Source organism: Paenibacillus sp. FSL K6-1566, assembly GCF_038050475.1.
GTDB lineage: Bacteria > Bacillota > Bacilli > Paenibacillales > Paenibacillaceae > Paenibacillus_AQ > Paenibacillus_AQ lactis.
In genome coordinates this window covers 2,735,537-2,754,830 of the sequence record NZ_JBBOSR010000001.1, presented here as the reverse complement: position 1 = coordinate 2,754,830, position 19,294 = coordinate 2,735,537, and the positions used below count along the sequence as shown (strand labels likewise).

Sequence of the window (19,294 nt, the reverse complement as noted above, 5' to 3'; positions counted from 1 at the left end):
ATTTTCCATATGTTACACTAGAACGTATAATCGTATAATAGGAATCAACACAACAATGATTCAAAATCGAGGTGGCTCATATGAATATACAAAAAGATATGGACCGGGCGAAGCTGGATGAAAAATCTCCAACCATGCCCTGGTATGTACAGCAATTCATCGACTACAAGCTGCCGGACCTGTCCCCCTCAACCCTGCTTGAATACGTGCGGGACTATGAAACCTTCTTCAATTGGCTGCGTTCGGAAGGTTTATCGGAAGCCGCTTCCAATGCCGAGGTGACCTTGGCCGAGCTGGAACGTCTGCGAATGGACAGCATTACGGGTTATCGGCTGTACCTTACCACGCGCAGGGAAGGGGCCAATTCCAGAATTACCGTATCCCGCAAGCTTTCCTCCCTGCGGTCTCTGTTTCATTACCTAAGTCAGATTGCCGAGGATGAGGATTTCTATCCGCTGCTGAAGCGCAACATCATGGCCAAGGTGGAAATTAAACGCATTCATAAGCCAAAGGATACGGCCGCCAAGCTGAAGGGCAAAATTCTCGAGGAGGAAGAGCTCCAGGACTTTATCACGTATATTCACGAAGGTTATGGTCAGGATGTCGCGAACAACAAGCAAGCGCTCTACGCCCATGAACAGAATAAGGTCAGGGACGCATGCATTGCCAGCTTGATCCTGAACTCGGGACTTCGCGTGTCCGAGGTCGTCAATTTGAATTTGTCGGATATCGATCTGAGCAACAAGCTGCTCCATGTGTTCCGCAAAGGCAACAATGACGAGACCTTTAAAACGCCCGTCTACTTCCGGGCGCAGGCCAAGGACGATCTGGAATGCTACCTGCAGCTCCGGCAATCGCGATATAAGGTGCCCAAGAAGGAAAAAGCGCTGTTCGTCGCGCTCCGCAACGGGCAGCAGGAAGGCCAGCGGATGACCAAGCGTGCGATTCAGGCCATGATCATCAAATACGCCAAACGCTTTGGCAAGCCTTCCCTGACGGTTCATAAGCTGCGGCATTCCTTTGCTACCGACTATTATTTGCAAAATGATATTTACAAGACCAAGGAGCAGCTTGGCCATGCTTCAACGGAGACGACGGAAGTATACGCCCATCTGACGGACAAAACGATGTCCGAGGCCATTGAACGCCGCTCCGGTGAATTGTAAAATACGGGCGATCAGCACAGCTTCATTATCATTGCAGCGATCTGCGAAGTATCGTCCCAGGTTAGAACAGGAACCGTCTGCCGCTGCCGGATCTCCGGCAGAACGGACGGTTCTTTCAGCACGGCCGGGCGAACGATGACGGCTAGTACCGCCACCGTCTCATCCAGCAGTGCCAAGTCATCCGCATTCCGAAGCAGCACCAGCTTCGGGTAACCCTCTCGCTTATACCCCTCGATCAGAACCAGATCGAAATCGTCATAGCTGGCCAGCAGGTCTTCCAGTTTCGCCTCGGACTCCTTCATGATAGCGGTTCTGCCAGGCGAAGCGATCGCTACCCCTTCCGCTCCCGCTTCGCGGAACCGAAAGGTATCCGTCCCTTTATGATCGATGTCAAAGCCGTGGCTGTCATGCTTAATCACCGCGACCCGTAATCCCTGCTCCTTCAGGAGCGGCAGCAGGGCGGCAATCAGCGTTGTCTTTCCGCTGTTTTTATACCCGCATATTTGAACAACGTTCATGTCCATGCCCCCGGAAGCACAAGAACCTGCACGGCTTGTCCCTTCGCAGCACCCTTCAGCTCCGGCGGAATGACGATCAAACAATCGCTGTCCTTTATCGTGATCATCACGCTCGATTCATCCAGCAGCGCCGGTGTCGCTATCAGCTTCCCGCCCTGCACCTCGAGCCGTCCCCGGACAAACCGGGTGAAGTTGTTCACCTTGGCATAGTCGGCTCCAAGCTCAGCCGTCCATTCCTTCAAGTAAAACTGCTCCATGCCAAGCATTTTTCGAATTGCTGGCCGGACGAACAGCAGGAATCCGACGTAACACGCGCCCGGATTGCCGGAGAGGGCAAACAACAGCTTTCCGTCTTTCACCGCAGCGGTTGTCACGCTTCCTGGCCTCATCGTCACCTTGTTAAACAGCATCTCCATACTGCCGGAGGTCACAAGCTCCCCCATAATGTCGTAATCGCCGACAGAGACGCCGCCTGTCGTTACGACGAGATCATATTCGGCCAGCGCTTCCTCGACCCTCTGCTTCGCGAGCTCGATGCGATCCGGAATCGCCTCCATGATCACCGGCACCCCGCCAGCCTCCCTGATTTGCGAAGCCAGCATATACGTGTTGCTGTTGCGGATTTTGCCGGGCTCCAGCGGCGATTCGATATCCAGCAGCTCCGTCCCTGTAGAGAAAATTCCGACAACGGGCTTGCGGTATACCTTAACCTGGTGAAGTCCAAAAGTAGCCAAGACCGAGATTTCCCCGGGGCCGATCTTCGTTCCCTTGCGCAGGATGAGATCGCCTTCCTGCAGCTCGAAGCCCATTGGGGTAATATTTTTGCCTGGGGCAAGCGGCCGCTTGATCCCGACCATTGTCTCGGAACCCTCGTGCCGAATCTCCGTCGCTTCCAGCATCACAACGGCATCCGCTCCTTCGGGTACCTGAGCGCCTGTCATGATTCGCGAAGCGGTACCGGATTCAATCGGAATGGAAGATACGTATCCGCATGGAATTTCATCTACCACTTTCAGCCAGACGGTCTCTCCAAGCTCACACCGGCTCGTATCCGCCGAACGGATCGCATACCCGTCCATCCCCGACCGGGCAAACGCCGGGAACGGATGCGGGGCGATCATATCGGCAGCCAGCACGCGCCCGTCGCTTTCCTGAAGCCGGATATGTTCCGTCAATCCTGTAGCTGCATAGGAGACCGCTAGCTCTTGGGCATCCGCCACTTGCATTGGCCGGCGCTTGAATTTACGACGATGGCTCAAGTCGTCTATCGCGTTATGCTCCGACATGTAAAAAACCTCGCTTTCCTGTTAGCTTGCAAACGAACTTCTCCATTCAGTTATAACGCGAACCACGTATCCGTGGCAAACAACGAAACCGTGAACGACGGAAGGTGCAGCTGATCGGTGTTTCGATATCCGAAAAACCTGAGCAGGTTTTCCTAAATCTGAACCGGACAGTCATCTCATTCTGACAAGGCAGCATATCACGATCAGTGACGAAAAAAAAGCGCACGGACAACCTGCCGTACGCTTTCTTTATTTATTCATCTTCGGCCCCGCCTGTATATCTTGCCCGAGCCGGTTCGCGTTTTCGGTTTTTTGTAGGATCGTTTAGGAGAGTCGAACAAACCGCCTCCCCGCTCGCCTCGCTCAATCGAACCTCGGGTGCCCCCGTTGTCCGGAGTTCGCTGAAACAAGCCGCCTCCCGTCCCGACCTTGTCCTGACCCCTGCGGGTAATCTTCCCGCTGCGGTCAACCGTAAGCGGAGGCGCTGCCTTCTTGTCCTGACTCGTCGGCTTGCGGTAATTGCCTTCCCTCGGTTTATACACGTCTTTGCTCGTATACCCGCGGTAGCTCCCGCCGCCGAACGTATCAAACAAATTGCCGATCAGGACCGCCGTTAAGTAGCCCTGTAGAAAGCTTGAATCATAATTACGCTGCACATATTCCTTGGAATCGATTTCAATCAGCGTATCCTCAGGCTTTTGCGGATCCTGCTGCAGATGGTAATACTCATCCCCGTAGACGAGAAACATTCGCTCATTGTCAACGGGTGAAGACTGGTCCGGCGTGCCTGCGGACATAAGCTCGTCAGCAACCTCCGGTACGCTCTTATCCGCCGCACGGTACACGTAGGATGTCGCGTTCCCATCCCGGTTCACGGATTCGAGCGGATACGTATCCGTAACATTCGGCGCTCCGCATCCGCTGAGCAAGGATACGAACAGGCTGACCACCAGCAGCACCTTGATCGTTAAAAAAGAGCGTTCCTTCATGTCACCACTCCCTACGTCGCCCGGATGACTCGTACATCCCCCGGGATCACTTTCTCTCCTTCATACAGCATAAATCTTCCGTTCTGCCATTCGATTCGCAAGAGCTTGTAGTCATCGGATTGGTATTGCCACACATGCTGCTCACCGCCCTGCATGAAAGGGGTTCGCCCCGCAATGGAGACATGTCCGCCGTATTCCTCCTCCAGATGGAAGACATGATCGTCCAGGTCAATGATGGACGGTACTTCATCCGGAGAGTCAAGGCGTCCGTCAATCGGCGTATATAGCGCGTATTGCACCGTTTCCCGTTCTTCAATGTGCAAATACGCGATACGGGCGCCATCCTGAAGCGTCAGGACAACCGCATTCCGGCCCCGGTTATGTACCCGGCCCGTTACTTCGTACGTTACCAAAGATACTTCGCATATATCCCCCGGCGCCAGCTGCAGCATGCTTTTCTCAGCTTTGGGCGGTTCAGGTTTCGCAAATAAGTTGCTGATTCGTTTCCACACACTCATCTTTCCTGTCTCCAATCTCCATTATGCGTTCTATAAGCAAGCGGTAATGATTAACGCGCCTACCACATGAAGCGAACCTGCAAACAAGCCGTATCCCGTTTTTCCATCACGAGTCCCCTTATCCAGGTTGAGGTTGGCAAAGTGGCGCAGCAGCCTTTCCGTCAAGGCCTCAAGCACGAATAAAATGACAAAAGAAACCACAGATACCATGATCGCCTCAAGCAGATGGTAGGATGTTCCGATGGACACGGACAATATATATCCCTGAGCCGCAAGCTTTAGGACCAATCGGGTCGTTACGGCCATGTTGCCGGCCTTGACCTCTTCCAGATCATTGTACTTCGTAAACAGGGAATCCACGAACATCAGTACGAACAGCAGCAGAGCGCCAACAGCGGTCCAAACCAGAACGCTCAAGATCATCTCAAAATCCATCGCCCAAACCTCCACATGATCATTCATCGATAACGACATCTCGAAAACAAAAACGAAGGAGGAGCCAAGCTGTTTCAAGCTTTAGCTCTTCCTCCCCCGCCTAGTCATTCCAATGTCGTTGCCCGGAATGTGTTATTGCTTATTCTCGTACTGCTTCATCAAAGCGGCGAGCTCATCTTCAACCGCTTTGTCTTTGCCGAGGTTTTCAAACTCTTCATCCAGGGACTTTTCGCGCTGGGACATTTCATTGCTCGCTTCCGCTCTTGCTTCCATTGCCAGCATCTTCTCTTCCATTCGCTTAAGGCCGGCAGCTGCCGTATCGGAGCCAAAGCCGTTCATCGCCTTGTTGATTTCGGTTTGCGCTTTGGCTGCATTGTAACGGGCAACCAGCGTTTCGCGCTTATTCTTCATAGCCGTCAGCTGCTTGCGCATTTCCTCCAGCTTGGAGCGCAGGTTGTCTGCCGCGAGTTTATTCTGATCGTAGCTGGCCTTGTATTCGTCGCGCTTGGCTTCAGCCGCTTTCTTCTCTTCAAGCGCCCGGCGGGCAAGCTCCACGTTCTGGGCCTGGGCGGCCGTATGCGCTTGCTGCGTACGCTTCTCGACAAGAGCTGCCTGCTCTTCGTATAGCGCCTTGAAGCGCTTCTCGATCGCAATCTGAGCGGCGACGGCCTTCTCCGCATCCTCAAGGTCTTCCGTCATATCCCGAATATATTGATCCGTCATTTTGATCGGGTCTTCGGCCTTGTCGATAATGGCGTTAATATTGGACATGGTCAAATCGCGCAATCGTTTAAATATGGACATCTTATTCTTCCTCCCGCTTTTACATTAATAATCGCTGTATGGTTATTATTTACGCCGTCCGCGTCAAAACGTTTCAAAAATTTTTTAGTAACCTCTTTGATATTGCTTCGGAACCTTCTGCTCCCCGCCGAGCGCCTTCGCAGCATGCACGGCCCAATATGGATCTCTCAACATGCCTCTGCCGATCGCAACCAAATCCGCTTTGCCTGACAAAATTACATCTTGGGCGACTTCATAATCATCCAGCAGTCCGACGGCAATGACGGGTACCTTCAGCAATCGCTTGAAATCCGCAGCCAAGTCCACTTGATATCCCGGCGCTGCCTCCGGCCCTCCGCCTGATCCGATCGGGCCCTCGCCGCCTGAGGAAATATGAAAGATGTCCACCCCGGCGTCCTTATATCTCGTGCAAACCTCGGCGCAGTATTCCACGTCATAGCCTCCGTCGACATACTCCTTCGCGGACACGCGCATGATGACCGGCATGCCTTCCGGAACCACTTCCTTCACAGCCTGAACGACCCGTTCGCCGAACAGGGGAAGATCTTGTCCATATTCATCGCTTCGCTGATTGGTCAGCGGGGAATGGAATTGGTGAATTAAATAGCCGTGGGCTCCATGAATCTCAATGGTGTCGAATCCGGCTTCAACCGCCCGGCGGGCCGCGTCCTTAAACGCCTGGATCAGCTCTTCGATCTCGGAGGCCGACAGCGCCTTCGGTATTTTATATTGGGAGCTGAACGCGATGGCCGACGGTGCTACCGACGGCTCCGCATCCTGCGCTTTTCTTCCGGCATGGCCGAGCTGAATGCCGATCTTCGTGCCGTAGGAATGCACGGCTTCAACGAGCCGGCGATAGGCGGGAATATGTTCATCGCTCCAAATGCCTGTATCCTGGTTCGTTATGCGTCCGTCAGGATGGACCCCTGTCATCTCAACAATGATCAGGCCGGTACCGCCTACGGCGCGGCTGACATAGTGGACGAAATGCCAGTCGTTCGGGATTCCGTCCTCCGCTTTCACGGAATATTGACACATCGGTGGCATCACGATCCGGTTCTTAAGCGTCAAATTTTTAAAGTTATAGGGTGTAAATAAGTCTGCCAATCGAATATCTCCCTTCCGAATCCAAGTATGTGATGAACACTCAACCGTTATTATACACCTTTTTCGCCCAAAAACTAAAAAGGGGCCTCGAAAGGCCTGCATGGATAAAGTTCAAGGTGGTTGGGAATACCATACAGAAAATGCTATAGGGGGCTGATCGAGATGTTCAACCGAATTCATGCAGGGTTTCGCATCCTTGGGATGATGATTTGCATCCTGCTCGCCATGCCGGCTCTCCCTGGACATGCCGCGGCTTTGAACGGACTGACTTCGCAGCCGGATGAAACTTCCTCCGTCATGTCCGAATCCCGCACATCCATCGAAGACCATGCGAAACGCGCTGGCGGCGGTTCAAGAGAACCCCTGTCGCTAAGCCAATTAATGAAAAAATACCCGGATACCTTCCGGACCAGCGGGCCCCGCGTAAAAAAAATCGCCTTGACGTTCGATGACGTCCCCGATCCCAGATTTACCGGAAAAGTGCTGGATGTTCTGAAGGAACATCATGTTAAAGCTACTTTCTTTGCCGTCGGCGAGCGGGCCAAGAAACATCCGGGTCTGGTCAAACGCATGCATCAAGAAGGGCATGCCATCGGGAACCATTCCTATAACCATGCACAGCTTAACAAGCTGAGCCTCCATAAATTCAAGGATCAGATCGAGCGGACCAATCAAGTCATCAAATCAATTACAGGAATCGAGCCAAGGCTTATCCGTCCGCCATATGGCGAGATTAACGAGGAGCAGCTCCAATGGGCCCGGAAGAACGGCTTCAAAGTCGTAAACTGGAACGTAGATTCATTGGATTGGAAGGGTCTTGGGAAGGATGAGGTCATGAGCAATATTCTATCCACGGTCGGGCCGGGCTCGATCGTTCTGCAGCACGCAGGGGGCGGAGTCGGCTCCGATCTGACCGGAACGATCGAGGCGCTCCCCGGTATCATTAAAGAGCTCCGAAACAAGGGGTATACCTTCGTCACCCTCCCGGAAATGCTCGGATTGCCTGAGAGCTTCAAGCATTAGAAAGCCTCTAGTATCGCAATGCTTCCGCTCTGGTTCGCAAGCGACAAGCATAGAACAGTTCAAGAGACACTTGGAATCATGGACACCAGCCTGCCACGATTTCCGAGCGCCCTATCGCATAAAAAGGCGGCGCTGCAGAGATCTCCCTGCAGCGCCGCCTTTTTCATGTTCATTTACAATCCCCTATTCAACGGGTTAAACCTCTATTCGATAATGTACAATTTGATATCCTGAATGCCGAATTTGCTGACGAAAGACTGCGAGCCTGGAATAAAGATATCAATCTTGTTTCCTTTAATGGCTCCGCCGATATCGCGCGCTTCCGCGACAAAAGCTTTTTTCGGAAGCCCCGGATGCTCATGTCCGGTGACGAGCACCTTCGTGCCGAGCGGGATGACCTTCGGGTCAACGGCGATCGTACCGATCTCCAGCTTGTTGCCGAAGTAATCCACCGCTCCCCATCCGCCGTTCTCGCTGGCTGCTGCGGAGTATGCGGTAGCCTTTACGGACAAGGTCTTGCTGTAGTTGAAGGTCTTGCCCCAAGCTTCGACGATGTTTTTCTCATGGAATACGTTCAGGGTTGGCGAGAACCCTGTCACCGGAGCTGCCGAAGCAACCGATTTAGCGGATACGGTGCCCGGAATTTTGATCTTGAGGCCCGGGTAGATATTCGTCGCTTTGATGGTCGGATTCGCGTTCATCAGCTTGTCCAGCTTCACGCCGTACTGCTTCGACAGGAAGTAGAAGGTATCTCCTTGCTTAGCGACATGAACAGAGCTTGCATGGGCTTGGAGCATACCACCGCTGAATGTCAGTCCAATCGCCAGTGCGGTCATGGTGAACCACTTTGCCGTTTTTCCGGCGAATCGGGTAATCTTATCATGTTGTGCTTTTTTAAATGGTCGTTGTTTCAATGGTGTCATATGTCGATGCCTCCTATGTATGAATCAAGCATTTTTCGATGGTTCATCTGACGGAACTGAATATATCACAATTTTGTAACCAATAGCGCATGCAATTGTTACCAACAGGCACAAAAAAACAGCGTCAATACCTCAATAATTCAGGTATGACGCTGTTATCGAAATTTTCGATTCATTAAAAAAAGTTACAAAACCTTGCTTAGAAACTCCTTTGTGCGCGGATGGGAAGGCTGGCCGAACAATTCCTCCGGCGTTCCCTCTTCGATGATTTTTCCGCCGTCCATGAATAAAATCCGATCGCCGACTTCGCGTGCAAAGCCCATCTCATGTGTGACGATGACCATGGTCATCCCGCCCTCTGCCAGCTTCTTCATGACCTCAAGCACCTCGCCGACCATTTCCGGATCAAGCGCTGAGGTCGGCTCATCGAACAACATGACATGCGGCTGCATGGCGAGTGCCCTTGCGATCGCGATCCGCTGCTTCTGTCCGCCGGACAGCTGGGCAGGATATGCCTTTTTCTTGTCCAGCAGTCCCACAGATTTTAGAAGCTCGTCGGCGGTAGCTTCAGCTTCTTTGGCGGAGACGCCCTTTACTTGCATTGGAGCCAGCGTGATGTTTTGCAGCACTGTTTTGTGCGGAAACAGATTGAACTGCTGGAATACCATGCCCATTTTTTCGCGGGTTGCGTTAATATTGTGGTTCTTGGCCGTAATCAGCTCGCCCTCGAACGAAATCTCGCCGCTGGTCGGCATCTCCAGGAGATTCAGACAGCGAAGGAACGTGCTTTTGCCGGAGCCGCTGGGACCGATGACCACGACGACCTCCCCTTTTGCGATTTCAACGTCGATGCCTTTTAAAATTTCCAGCTTGCCAAACGATTTATAAAGTCCCTTAACGGTTATCACTTGCACTCAACTTCCTTTCCCAGACACCCAGAAGCTTCGAAAGAACGAATGTCAGTATAAAGTAAATCAATGCGGCAACAAGCAGCGGATTCAGTGCGGCATACGTCATCCCGCGCAAAATCTGAGCCTGGTACATGATATCGAATACCCCGATGAACGAGACAATGGACGATTCCTTGATAATGACCACGAACTCGTTGCCGATCGCCGGGAGTACCCCTTTCAATGCCTGCGGGAGAATGATATGACGCATTGCCTTGCCCTTCGTCATCCCGAGCGAACGAGCCGCTTCCAGCTGTCCGCGGTCGACGCCTTGAATACCTGCCCGGAAAATTTCGGCCAAGTACGCCGCACTGTTCAACGACAGCGTCAGAATACCCGATTGAATCGGGGTAAATTTAATGTCAAATGCCGCCAGGCTGTAGTGGATAATAAACAGCTGAACGAGCATCGGCGTGCCGCGCATAATCTCAATATAGGCTGTAGCTAAGAACTTCAGGATACCGACCCCGGACATGCGCATCAGCGCGATCACGAGACCGAGAATAAATCCGAAGAATACGCCGAGAGCCGATATGAGCAGCGTAAATTGAATGCCTTGCGCATAATAGTCGCGGTATTTCCAGAAAAATTCGAAGGTATTGAGGTTCTCCTTCGTACGTCCGGCGGCAAGATCACTGGCCTCGTCCACGAACTTCTGGATCTGGTTATTCTCCTTCAGCCGTTTGAGCGTTGCGTTAATGCTGTCCAGAAGCTCCTGGTTGCCTTTGCGGACGCCGATGGCATACTCGTCATTCTCCGTCGTCGGTTTAGCGTCTGTAATCGCCATCGTTTCGACATTCATGTTCGTAAGGGCGATCGGATACTCCGCCAACACGACGTCCACGCGCTCCGAGTCCAGCTGGAGCATCAGATCCGGTATTTTATCCAGGGAGACGACCTGCGCATTCGGTATCTCTTTCGCGATCGTCTCCTGGATCGAGCTCTTCTGAACGCCGATACGCGCGCCTTCCAGGCTCTCAACGGTGTTGTATTTCTGTTCATCGCCCTTGCGGACAACGACAGACTGCTCGGCAGCATAATACGGATCGGAAAAATCGATGCTCTTGCGCCGTTCCTCCGTCGGGTTCATGCCCGAGATCACGAAATCGACCCGGCCGCTTGTCAGCTCCGGCAGCAGCGCATCAAAGGACGTATCCTTGATGATGAGCTCTGCGCCAAGATCCTTGGCGATCTCCTTCGCGATTTCAATATCAAATCCGACGATGGTATCTACGCCGTCGATCGTTTTGTGGAATTCATAAGGCGCATAATCGGCACTGGTGCCGAGAATGATGGTCTTCTTCTCGCCCTCTGCATGCACGATGCTTCCGAAAGCAAGCACAACCGCCATGCACAGGGTCATCCAAGCTATAAATTTACGTTTCATTTGAGTGCTTTCTCCCCTAACTGATCCAATTCATAATTCCCTTCCTTAAACCTGCGACTGAGACATTATAAAACACGATGCATGAATATGCAATGAAAATTCATGGATTTTTCCATAGCTGCTATGTGACCGTTTTCAAACGTGCTTCATACCGCAAAATTATCATACAACGGTTAATATGTAATTTAGGCTGGTACATATACCATTAAAGATATTGTGCTAACATAAATCATTTTTGAGACAAGCAGCACATGCAGAACATTTATTTAATTCCATATATTAACAGATAAATTAGAGCAGGACGATGATTTAGTTTCTGAAAACTGTTTTCTTATCAAGCAGCAAGGACTAGTTCTTGAGTCATGTCCTGAATCATCAGCGCAACGATCCTGCATCCGTTCGTTTAACGCACGGTCTCTTAAGCATCAGCATCTTGATGCATAATCTGCCCTGGCGTGCCTCATCTTATAATCGTTCGATCGGTAAGCCGCTTCGCATGAAGGGTGGATCCGCATGTTGGACGAGCACCGCATGGGTGCTTGAGCTTCTTGACAGCAGCACCGGGATGCAGCAGCACCGGCACGGCCGCGCTTTCCTACTTTGTTTCATTTTATTGGTCGAATGGTTATTTAATAGCTAAATTCAAGGAGGTGTAGCCATGCTGTTAGAAGCGCTGTATCACGTTCCAAGGGATAAATGGGCTTATGCCTATGATCCTCATACCATCCATTTAAGGGTGCGAACCAAGAAAAACGATATCGATTCGGTTGTGGCCATGACCGGAGACAAATACGATTGGGACCGGACGTACTTCGAAATCACCATGGAGAAGTCCGCCTCCGACGATATGTTTGATTACTACGAATGTCACGTCAAACCGAAGTATAAACGATTATCCTACGGCTTCCGCATTCATGCCGGCGATGAAACGGTTTATATGGTCGACAGCGGCATCGGCTGGGATTATCCTCATCCCCCGGCTGGTTATTTCGAGTTCCCTTACATACATGAAATCGATGTATTCAAGGTACCGGAATGGGCGAAGGAAGCGGTATTTTACCAAATTATGACCGAACGCTTCGCAAACGGGGATCCCGGCAATGACCCGGAAGGAACGGAGCCTTGGGGAGGCCAGCCGAAGGTTGATAATTTTTTTGGCGGCGATCTGCAGGGGGTGCTGGATCATCTGGATGATCTCGTTCACCTCGGAGTCAATGCGATTTACTTCACCCCGCTCTTTCGCTCCCCTTCCAATCATAAATACGATACCGTTGATTACAAACAAGTTGATCCGCATTTCGGGGATAATGAGCTGCTTAAAAAGGTCGTCGACACCTGCCATGCCAAGGGGATCCGTGTCATGCTTGATGCGGTGTTCAACCATTGCAGCGACCAATTCCCGCCGTTTCAGGACGTGCTGAAGAATGGCGAAAAATCCAGATATGCAGAGTGGTTTCATGTGAATGATTTCCCGTGTGAAATCCGGGACGGCATACCGACTTATGACACCTTCGGATTTTTCGGCAATATGCCTAAGTTCAATACCGCTAACCCCGAGGTGAAGGCGTATCTGCTCGATGTGGCGGAATATTGGATCAAGGAGATCAAGCTGGACGGCTGGCGCCTGGATGTGGCCAACGAAATTGATCATCATTTCTGGAGAGATTTCAGACAGGTGGTAAAAAAGGCCAACCCGGATGCCTACATCGTAGGCGAGGTATGGTCCGACTCCCTGCTGTGGCTGATCGGGGATCAGTTCGATTCCGTCATGAATTATCCGTTTGCCGACAAGGTGCTTGAGTTCTTCAACGGACAAATGGACGGCCTTACCTTCGCGAACCGGATCGGAGCGCTGCTGATGAGGTACCCTCAGCAAACGAACGAAGTCGTCTTCAACCTGCTCTGCAGTCACGACACGCCGAGGCTGCTAACCCGCGTAGGCGGGGATACACGCCGGATGAAGCTGACGGTGGCATTTTTGTTCACGTTCATGGGAACGCCTTGCATCTTCTATGGGGACGAGATCGGTTTGACCGGAGACGGGGATCCGGACTGCCGCAAATGCATGGAGTGGGATCCGGACAAGCAGGACCGGGATCTGTATGAGTTCTACAGGAGCATGATCGCTCTGCGCAAAAAACACCCCGCCCTGCGACAAGGACGCTTCCGATTTCTTCAAGCCCGGCACCATGACCCGAGTATTGTTTATGAGCGTGCGGATGATAAGATGCACTTCATCATTTGGATGAACAACAGTGACCGTCCGCGTACCCTCTCCCATCCCATCGTCACGACGGATTGGGTGGATGCCTTGACGGAGGAGCCGGTCAAGCCTGAGAAAGGAACCATGCATATCGAGCTTGAGCCGTTCGGGTTCCGGATTATACGCAGAAAGCTGAAGAACTAAACTGATCCACCCCTTGCATTTTAACAAAAAGAAAGGGACTGAATCGCAGGCAGGTTGCCATCAACCGCCTGTTCATTCAGTCCCTTTCGATTTGCTCGTACAGCCTACTTAACCGGTTATGATCTGCTCATAAATATCCATATACTGCTTGGCCGAAGCGCTCCAGCTGTAATCGCCGCTCAAGGCATTCTTCGTCACTTTGCGCCAGTGCTCCGGCTGACGGTACAAGGATACCGCGCGGCGGATGGTATGCATCATATCATGCGCATTATAATTCTTGAAGGAGAAACCGTTGCCTTCTCCCGTAAACTCGTTATATGACTGGACCGTATCGTTCAGCCCGCCCGTTTCCCTAACGATCGGCACGCTGCCGTACCGCATCGCAATCAGCTGGCTGATGCCGCAAGGCTCGAATTTGGAGGGCATTAGAAACAGATCGCTGCCGGCATAAAACCGCCGGGATAACGGCTCGTTGAAGCGGATCTGGGCCGACATTTTGTTCGGATAGCGGTTCGCCGCCTCCCGGAACCAATGCTCATAGGAAGGATCACCGGTTCCCAGGACGATGAACTGAACCTCGTCGTAATATAAAAGCTCATCAAGGATCCGGATCACCAGATCGAGCCCCTTGGAATCCACGAGGCGGGTCACCATAGATATCATCGGTACATGCGGAGCCACCGGCAGGCCGAGCTCCTGCTGGAGCTCGATTTTATTTTGGGTTTTCTTCTGCAGATCGCTCCGGTACTTGACGGCCAGATGGGGATCGTTTGCCGGATTGTAGCTTTTCGTATCGATCCCGTTCACGATGCCGCTGAGCCGGGCTCCTTGCGCCGAAAGAAGACCATCAAGCCCGTAGCCGTAATATCCCGTTTGGATCTCGGATGCATAGGTCGGGCTCACCGTGGTTACATGATCGGAATAAATGATCCCGGCTTTCATGAAGTTCAGGTTCCCGTAGTACTCCACGCCGTCCGACGTGAAATAACGGCTGTGAATGCCCAGCAGATCCACAAGCACCTCATAAGGAAACACACCTTGATACAGCAAATTATGGATCGTGAAGACGGTCTTAATGCCCGAGTAAAACGGGTCATGGCGGTAAATGTCCTCGAGTAAGAGCGGGATCATCGCCGTGTGCCAATCATGACAGTGGAGCACATCGGGCTGGTAGTCGATAACCGGCAGCATATCGAGCACCGCCCGGTTGAAATACGCAAACCGTTCGCCATCGTCCATATAACCGTAAATGCCGTCCCGTCCGAAATAATACTCATTGTCGATGAAGTAAATCGTGACACCGTCCTCCACCAAAGACTCGATCCCGCAGTATTGCTGCCTCCAGCCGACCTGTACCCGGGTCTCCCCGAGATGTGTCATGCGTTCCCGGTATTCTCCGGGGATATCCTTGTATTTCGGGAGCACGACCCGAATATCGGTGCCGAGGCTGCGCAATGCCTTCGGCAGGGCGGCGATGACGTCCGCCAAGCCTCCGGTCTTGATGAATGGTCCGCATTCCGAAGCGGCGTATAATAGCTTCATGCCTGCTCCCCCCTCTTGCTGTTCTTGTTTGTTATCAGCCGTCCGGACGGCTTTACCTTAGCTCCCGCCCTTGCGGTTACCGCAGTGTTGGCTGCTTTAGCTGTTTTAACTGCTTTCGTCTCTTTCGCCTCTTTCCCCTCTTTCGTCTCCTTCATCCTGCGCGTCTTAGGAGGCTTCTTCTTCAAGATCACCATGCCGAGCGGCGGCAGCTTAATCTCCAGGCTTTGCGCCTGCTGATGCCACGCCAGCTTCTCCGTTTTGATCTCTCCGACATTCAGCAGACCCTCTCCTCCGAAATCGGCATGATCCGAGTTAAAGATTTCGATGTACTGCCCCGGACGCGGGGCACCGATGCGGTAGGCTGCATAGGAACGCGGCTGAAAGTTGATGACAACGAGCAGGGTATCGCCCGGCTTCTTCCCTTTTCGCATAAAGGAAATCACGCTTTGACTGTCATCGTCCGCACTCAGCCACTCGAATCCGTGAATGTCATGATCCATTTCCCACAGCGCTTTCTCATTAACGTATAACCGGTTTAAAGCTGCTGTGTAATACATATGCTTGCGATGGCTTTCATAATCCAGCAGCAGCCAATCCAGCTGCTCCTCATCCTTCCATTCGATGAACTGGCCGAACTCGCCGCCCATGAACAGCAGCTTTTTGCCCGGGTGGGTCATGAGATATCCGAGCAAGATCCGGAGTCCGGCAAATTTTTGCTCGTAGCTCCCCGGCATTTTGTTCAGCAGCGATCTTTTGCCATGCACTACCTCATCGTGGGAAAGCGGCAGCGTAAAATTTTCGGAGTAGGCGTACATCATCGGAAAAGTCAGCAAGTTATGCTTCGAAGGCCGCTGATCAAAATCGTGCTCGATGTAGGAGAGGGTATCGTTCATCCAGCCCATGTTCCACTTATAGTTGAAGCCTAGTCCGCCTTCGTGCACGGGGGCGGTGACGCCCGGCCATGCGCTTGATTCCTCCGCCATCATGAGCGCATTCGGGTAATAGTGAAACACCGTTTTGTTCAGCTGCTGCAAAAACGAGATCGCCTCCAGATTTTCCAAGCCCCCTTGCGCATTCATGCTGTACTGGCCTGCGGGCTTTTCGAAATCAAGCCGGATCATGCTTGTCACCGCATCCACGCGCAGCCCGTCGATATGATACATATCCATCCAGAATAATGCATTGGAAATCAAGTATGAAATGACTTCCGGCTTGGCATAATCGAAAGACAATGTTCCCCATCCGGGCTTCTCCGCTTTCTGAGGGTCCTCGTATTCGTACAGCGGCGTCCCGTCAAATTGGCGAAGACCGTGAGCATCCTTGGCGAAATGGGCCGGCACCCAATCCAGCAGCACGCCGATTCCGGCCTGATGCAGCTTGTCGACCAGATACATGAAATCGTGAGGCGATCCGTACCGGCTGGTCAGCGCGTAAAAGCCGGTGCCTTGGTACCCCCATGAAAGATCATACGGATGCTCCGCAAGCGGCATGAATTCCACATGGGTGTAGCTCATTTCCAGCAAATAAGGGATTAAAAGCTCTGCCATTTCCCGGTATGTATAAAAAGAGCCGTCGTCCTTTTGCCGCCATGTGCCCATATGCATCTCATAGATGTTCAATGGCTTGTTGAACGGGGACTTGCCCCTGCGGCGCCACGCCCCATCATTCCATTGGTAACCGGACAAATCCGTGACCACCGAAGCCGTTGCCGGCCTGACTTCGGCTTGGAAAGCGTAAGGATCGGCCTTCAGGAATGTTTCACCATAAGGGCCCATAAGCTGGTATTTGTAAAATGTTCCAGCTTGCATGCCGGGGAAAAAACGACTCCAAATTCCCGAATCGGGTATCCTATATAACGTGTCTTTGCTGCCGTCCCAACCGTTCCAATCACCGGCAAGCCCGACTTGCTTAGCGTGCGGAGCCCACACGGTAAACCGGACACCCTCCTCCCCTTCTTCCCGGGTGGGGTGCGCTCCCATGCATCGGTAGCTGTGGAACCAGGTTCCTTCATGAAACAAGTACACTTGTTCCGGAGTCATGTTTCCTTCCCTAATTGCTTGGCTCAATACTCTTCACCTGCTTTGTAATAAAAATCCATAGATTATTAATGCTATTACCCCATTCTAACCATGTTGAAAATAAAAAATGTCCTTGAAAAATAATTTTGTAATTTTCAATTTCACATTTCAATATAATCGTTTCAAACCCCGGAAATGACGTTTATGTATGTACAACGCTCGAAAATACATTGGGAGGGAAACGTGATGAAGAAAAAAGACTGTATTGCTATGCTTTTAGCCGGAGGTGAGGGCAAGCGATTGGCTCCTCTGACTTCGAAGCTGGCAAAACCCGCTGTTCCATTTGGCGGCCGCTACCGCATAATCGATTTTCCTCTCAGCAATTGCGCCAATTCCGGTATTGACACTGTCGGAGTTTTGACGCAGTACGAGGCAGAATCGCTGCACGAGCATATCGGAGAAGGCGAGCCTTGGGGCATGGCCCGTACAAACGCAAATGGCATTGCGCTCCTTCCTTCGCACAACACGGAAACTCAGGAATATCTAGGGACTGCAGATGCCATATATAAAAACATACCATTCATTGACGAGCAGGATCCGGAGCATGTGCTGATCTTGTCCGGGGACCACATTTATCAGATGGATTACCGCGAGATGCTGGAGGCCCATAAGCGGCAGGGAGCGCCTGCAACGATCTCTGTGATGGAGGTTCCATGGGAAGAAGCCAGCCGGTTCGGCGTCATGAGTGTGGACGACAATCTGAATATTATCGAATTTGCGGAGAAGCCGGCAGAGCCGCAAAGCAATTTGGCTTCGATGGGAATTTATTTGTTCCGTTGGGACTATCTGAAGCAGCACCTGCTCGAGGATGCCGCCGACCCGAACTCCAGCCATGACTTCGGGAAAGACGTCATCCCTAAAATGCTGTCCGGCCATGAATCCTTGCTGGCCTTCCGTTTCCAGGGCTATTGGCGCGATGTCGGCACGGTCGAAAGCCTGTGGGAAGCCCATATGGATGTGCTGCGCGCCAGCGAACTCGTGCTGGAACGAACCGATTGGCCAATGTACACCCGCCCGTGGATGTCGAAGCCTTCCACGACCCGCACCCGTAATCACGAGTACGCCGACTGCCTTATACACGAGCACTGCTCGTTCGAAGGCAAGGCGAAGAATTCGGTCGTATTCTGCGGCGCGGAAATCGGCAAATATTCCATCGTCAAGGACAGCGTCATTATGCCGAATGCCAGGGTGGGAAAGGGCGTCCATATTGAGCATGCCATCGTTGGCGAAGGAGCCGTAATCAGAGATGGCGCCGTCGTCAAAGGCTCGCCGGGCAACGTCGTGGTTGTCGGCCCTTACGAAACCGTGCTTCCAAAGCCGACGATCCGGACCCAGCCAAGCCGCCTTTTGCAGGATGTATACGAAAAGGGACGGCTGCGGGCCAACGTCTCTTCTTCCTAACATCGTATCGTTCCCATGGACGATAGATGCAGCCAGCCATAATAATCAAAAAGCGATCCGGCCGGATCGCTCTTTTTGATGTTAAACATACTTTCGCCGATTTCGCGCAATTGCCCCAGTGCTTTCAGCTCAGCTCAATGCCGCTTCCTGTTTTACCTAAGCATGCAGCCCGTGATCAGACAAACACCTTTTCGTACAAATTCACGATTCGGCCGCCCATATCCTGCTCGGCCACAAATTGAAATCCCTGCCCCACATAGAACTGGTTCAGCCCCGGGAGATGGGACACGCAGTCCAGGCGAAAGCCTGCCCTGCCCTCTGCGCGCAGCTTCTCCTCCGCGAACGACAGCATGCCCGCTCCGAGGGATAATCCCCGGAATTGCGGCCGAACGGTCAATCGATGCAAATAACCGAACGACGGGTCATCCCGCTCCCCCCAATACGAGGGATCACCGTATTGAAGGGTGAACATCCCGGCCGCTTCACCATCTTGCCGCAGCAGAAAAACCTCGCGCTCCTTCAAATACTGCTGCATAAGCTCCATCGTGAACAGGGATGGCGTCCATTGCCCAAGCCCCTGCTTCACCATGAGCTCGGCTGTCTCCCGCAGCATGGACAGCATATCGCCGGCGTCCTCCTGCACAGCCATCCCGAGCTGAAAGCTGCCTTTTGCCGTGGTAAAAATCTTCAATGCCTTATTCGACATCCTGTTCTCCCCCGTTCTCATAGTCATCTAAAAAAAAAGGCTTTGCCGAATCGC

The 19,294-nt window shown here is 52.3% G+C and carries 17 protein-coding genes; 4 read left to right on the top strand and 13 right to left on the bottom strand.

The genetic code is table 11. The features are described 5' to 3' along the window. Positions 1–80 precede the first annotated feature (80 nt). Complete coding sequence (gene xerS / locus NST08_RS12045; RefSeq protein ID WP_007130035.1) at positions 81–1,166, top strand: tyrosine recombinase XerS; 1,086 nt, start codon at positions 81–83, stop codon at positions 1,164–1,166. Positions 1,167–1,177: 11 nt separating this feature from the next. Here xerS and mobB read toward each other — a convergent pair whose 3' ends face one another. From mobB to NST08_RS12010, 7 genes are all read right to left on the bottom strand, one after another. Continuing rightward, the gene (gene mobB / locus NST08_RS12040) at positions 1,178–1,684 is read right to left on the bottom strand and encodes a molybdopterin-guanine dinucleotide biosynthesis protein B (protein WP_341341783.1); all 507 of its coding nucleotides are present in this window, start codon (positions 1,682–1,684) and stop codon (positions 1,178–1,180) included. Further along, entirely contained in the window at positions 1,681–2,970 is a 1,290-nt protein-coding gene (locus tag NST08_RS12035; protein ID WP_340900782.1) for a molybdopterin molybdotransferase MoeA, read from the bottom strand. Before NST08_RS12035 ends, mobB begins: the two co-directional genes overlap by 4 nt. A 257-nt stretch (positions 2,971–3,227) precedes the next feature. Beyond that, positions 3,228–3,959 carry a DUF4247 domain-containing protein gene (locus NST08_RS12030; protein WP_007130032.1) on the bottom strand — a complete coding sequence of 244 codons (732 nt, stop codon included), beginning with the start codon at positions 3,957–3,959 and terminating at the stop codon, positions 3,228–3,230. Positions 3,960–3,970: 11 nt separating this feature from the next. Beyond that, positions 3,971–4,477: a DUF4178 domain-containing protein gene (locus NST08_RS12025; protein WP_007130031.1), complete on the bottom strand. Its 507-nt coding sequence runs from the start codon at positions 4,475–4,477 to the stop codon at positions 3,971–3,973. Positions 4,478–4,507: 30 nt separating this feature from the next. After that, positions 4,508–4,912 carry a DUF350 domain-containing protein gene (locus NST08_RS12020; RefSeq protein WP_028403504.1) on the bottom strand — a complete coding sequence of 135 codons (405 nt, stop codon included), beginning with the start codon at positions 4,910–4,912 and terminating at the stop codon, positions 4,508–4,510. A gap of 132 nt (positions 4,913–5,044) precedes the next feature. Beyond that, positions 5,045–5,716 carry a PspA/IM30 family protein gene (locus NST08_RS12015; protein WP_007130029.1) on the bottom strand — a complete coding sequence of 224 codons (672 nt, stop codon included), beginning with the start codon at positions 5,714–5,716 and terminating at the stop codon, positions 5,045–5,047. An 84-nt stretch (positions 5,717–5,800) separates the two neighbouring features. Continuing rightward, complete coding sequence (locus NST08_RS12010) at positions 5,801–6,823, bottom strand: NADH:flavin oxidoreductase/NADH oxidase (RefSeq protein WP_340900784.1); 1,023 nt, start codon at positions 6,821–6,823, stop codon at positions 5,801–5,803. Positions 6,824–6,985: 162 nt separating this feature from the next. Between NST08_RS12010 and NST08_RS12005 the strand changes: the two genes are divergently transcribed. Further along, complete coding sequence (locus tag NST08_RS12005; protein WP_007130027.1) at positions 6,986–7,846, top strand: polysaccharide deacetylase family protein; 861 nt, start codon at positions 6,986–6,988, stop codon at positions 7,844–7,846. Positions 7,847–8,049: 203 nt separating this feature from the next. On the opposite strand, the gene NST08_RS12000 is transcribed toward NST08_RS12005, so the two are convergent. From NST08_RS12000 to NST08_RS11990, 3 genes are all read right to left on the bottom strand, one after another. Next, the gene (locus NST08_RS12000) at positions 8,050–8,769 is read right to left on the bottom strand and encodes a 3D domain-containing protein (RefSeq protein ID WP_007130026.1); all 720 of its coding nucleotides are present in this window, start codon (positions 8,767–8,769) and stop codon (positions 8,050–8,052) included. 185 nt (positions 8,770–8,954) lie between these two features. Then, positions 8,955–9,677, bottom strand: a complete 723-nt coding sequence (locus NST08_RS11995) for an amino acid ABC transporter ATP-binding protein (protein ID WP_341341782.1) — start codon at positions 9,675–9,677, stop codon at positions 8,955–8,957. Continuing rightward, positions 9,664–11,106, bottom strand: coding sequence for an ABC transporter substrate-binding protein/permease (locus NST08_RS11990; RefSeq protein WP_341341781.1), 1,443 nt, complete (start codon positions 11,104–11,106; stop codon positions 9,664–9,666). The genes NST08_RS11995 and NST08_RS11990 overlap by 14 nt, the downstream gene beginning before the upstream one ends. Positions 11,107–11,764: 658 nt before the next feature. Here NST08_RS11990 and NST08_RS11985 point away from each other — a divergent pair. Further along, positions 11,765–13,513, top strand: coding sequence for an alpha-glycosidase (locus tag NST08_RS11985; RefSeq protein WP_007130023.1), 1,749 nt, complete (start codon positions 11,765–11,767; stop codon positions 13,511–13,513). Positions 13,514–13,621: 108 nt separating this feature from the next. Here the strand turns inward: NST08_RS11985 and glgA are convergent, their stop codons facing one another. Continuing rightward, a complete protein-coding gene (gene glgA / locus NST08_RS11980) occupies positions 13,622–15,055 on the bottom strand; it encodes a glycogen synthase GlgA (protein ID WP_213615064.1) in 1,434 nt (477 codons plus the stop codon). Beyond that, positions 15,052–17,094, bottom strand: coding sequence for a 1,4-alpha-glucan branching protein GlgB (glgB, locus tag NST08_RS11975; protein ID WP_244869201.1), 2,043 nt, complete (start codon positions 17,092–17,094; stop codon positions 15,052–15,054). Before glgB ends, glgA begins: the two co-directional genes overlap by 4 nt. 225 nt (positions 17,095–17,319) lie before the next feature. Here glgB and NST08_RS11970 point away from each other — a divergent pair, with 225 nt between their 5' ends. Then, a complete protein-coding gene (locus tag NST08_RS11970) occupies positions 17,320–18,534 on the top strand; it encodes a glucose-1-phosphate adenylyltransferase (protein WP_341341780.1) in 1,215 nt (404 codons plus the stop codon). Between the two features lie 175 nt (positions 18,535–18,709). Here the strand turns inward: NST08_RS11970 and NST08_RS11965 are convergent, their stop codons facing one another. After that, positions 18,710–19,240 carry a GNAT family N-acetyltransferase gene (locus tag NST08_RS11965; protein WP_213615071.1) on the bottom strand — a complete coding sequence of 177 codons (531 nt, stop codon included), beginning with the start codon at positions 19,238–19,240 and terminating at the stop codon, positions 18,710–18,712. Positions 19,241–19,294: the final 54 nt, after the last annotated feature.

Bases quoted from the DNA above. Each gene is read 5' to 3' on its own strand.
- xerS (WP_007130035.1), top strand. From the start codon at position 81: ATGAATATACAAAAAGATATGGACCGGGCGAAGCTGGATGAAAAATCT.
- mobB (WP_341341783.1), bottom strand. From the start codon at position 1,684: ATGAACGTTGTTCAAATATGCGGGTATAAAAACAGCGGAAAGACAACG.
- NST08_RS12035 (WP_340900782.1), bottom strand. From the start codon at position 2,970: ATGTCGGAGCATAACGCGATAGACGACTTGAGCCATCGTCGTAAATTC.
- NST08_RS12030 (WP_007130032.1), bottom strand. From the start codon at position 3,959: ATGAAGGAACGCTCTTTTTTAACGATCAAGGTGCTGCTGGTGGTCAGC.
- NST08_RS12025 (WP_007130031.1), bottom strand. From the start codon at position 4,477: ATGAGTGTGTGGAAACGAATCAGCAACTTATTTGCGAAACCTGAACCG.
- NST08_RS12020 (WP_028403504.1), bottom strand. From the start codon at position 4,912: ATGGATTTTGAGATGATCTTGAGCGTTCTGGTTTGGACCGCTGTTGGC.
- NST08_RS12015 (WP_007130029.1), bottom strand. From the start codon at position 5,716: ATGTCCATATTTAAACGATTGCGCGATTTGACCATGTCCAATATTAAC.
- NST08_RS12005 (WP_007130027.1), top strand. From the start codon at position 6,986: ATGTTCAACCGAATTCATGCAGGGTTTCGCATCCTTGGGATGATGATT.
- NST08_RS12000 (WP_007130026.1), bottom strand. From the start codon at position 8,769: ATGACACCATTGAAACAACGACCATTTAAAAAAGCACAACATGATAAG.
- NST08_RS11990 (WP_341341781.1), bottom strand. From the start codon at position 11,106: ATGAAACGTAAATTTATAGCTTGGATGACCCTGTGCATGGCGGTTGTG.
- NST08_RS11985 (WP_007130023.1), top strand. From the start codon at position 11,765: ATGCTGTTAGAAGCGCTGTATCACGTTCCAAGGGATAAATGGGCTTAT.
- glgA (WP_213615064.1), bottom strand. From the start codon at position 15,055: ATGAAGCTATTATACGCCGCTTCGGAATGCGGACCATTCATCAAGACC.
- glgB (WP_244869201.1), bottom strand. From the start codon at position 17,094: ATGACTCCGGAACAAGTGTACTTGTTTCATGAAGGAACCTGGTTCCAC.
- NST08_RS11970 (WP_341341780.1), top strand. From the start codon at position 17,320: ATGAAGAAAAAAGACTGTATTGCTATGCTTTTAGCCGGAGGTGAGGGC.
- NST08_RS11965 (WP_213615071.1), bottom strand. From the start codon at position 19,240: ATGTCGAATAAGGCATTGAAGATTTTTACCACGGCAAAAGGCAGCTTT.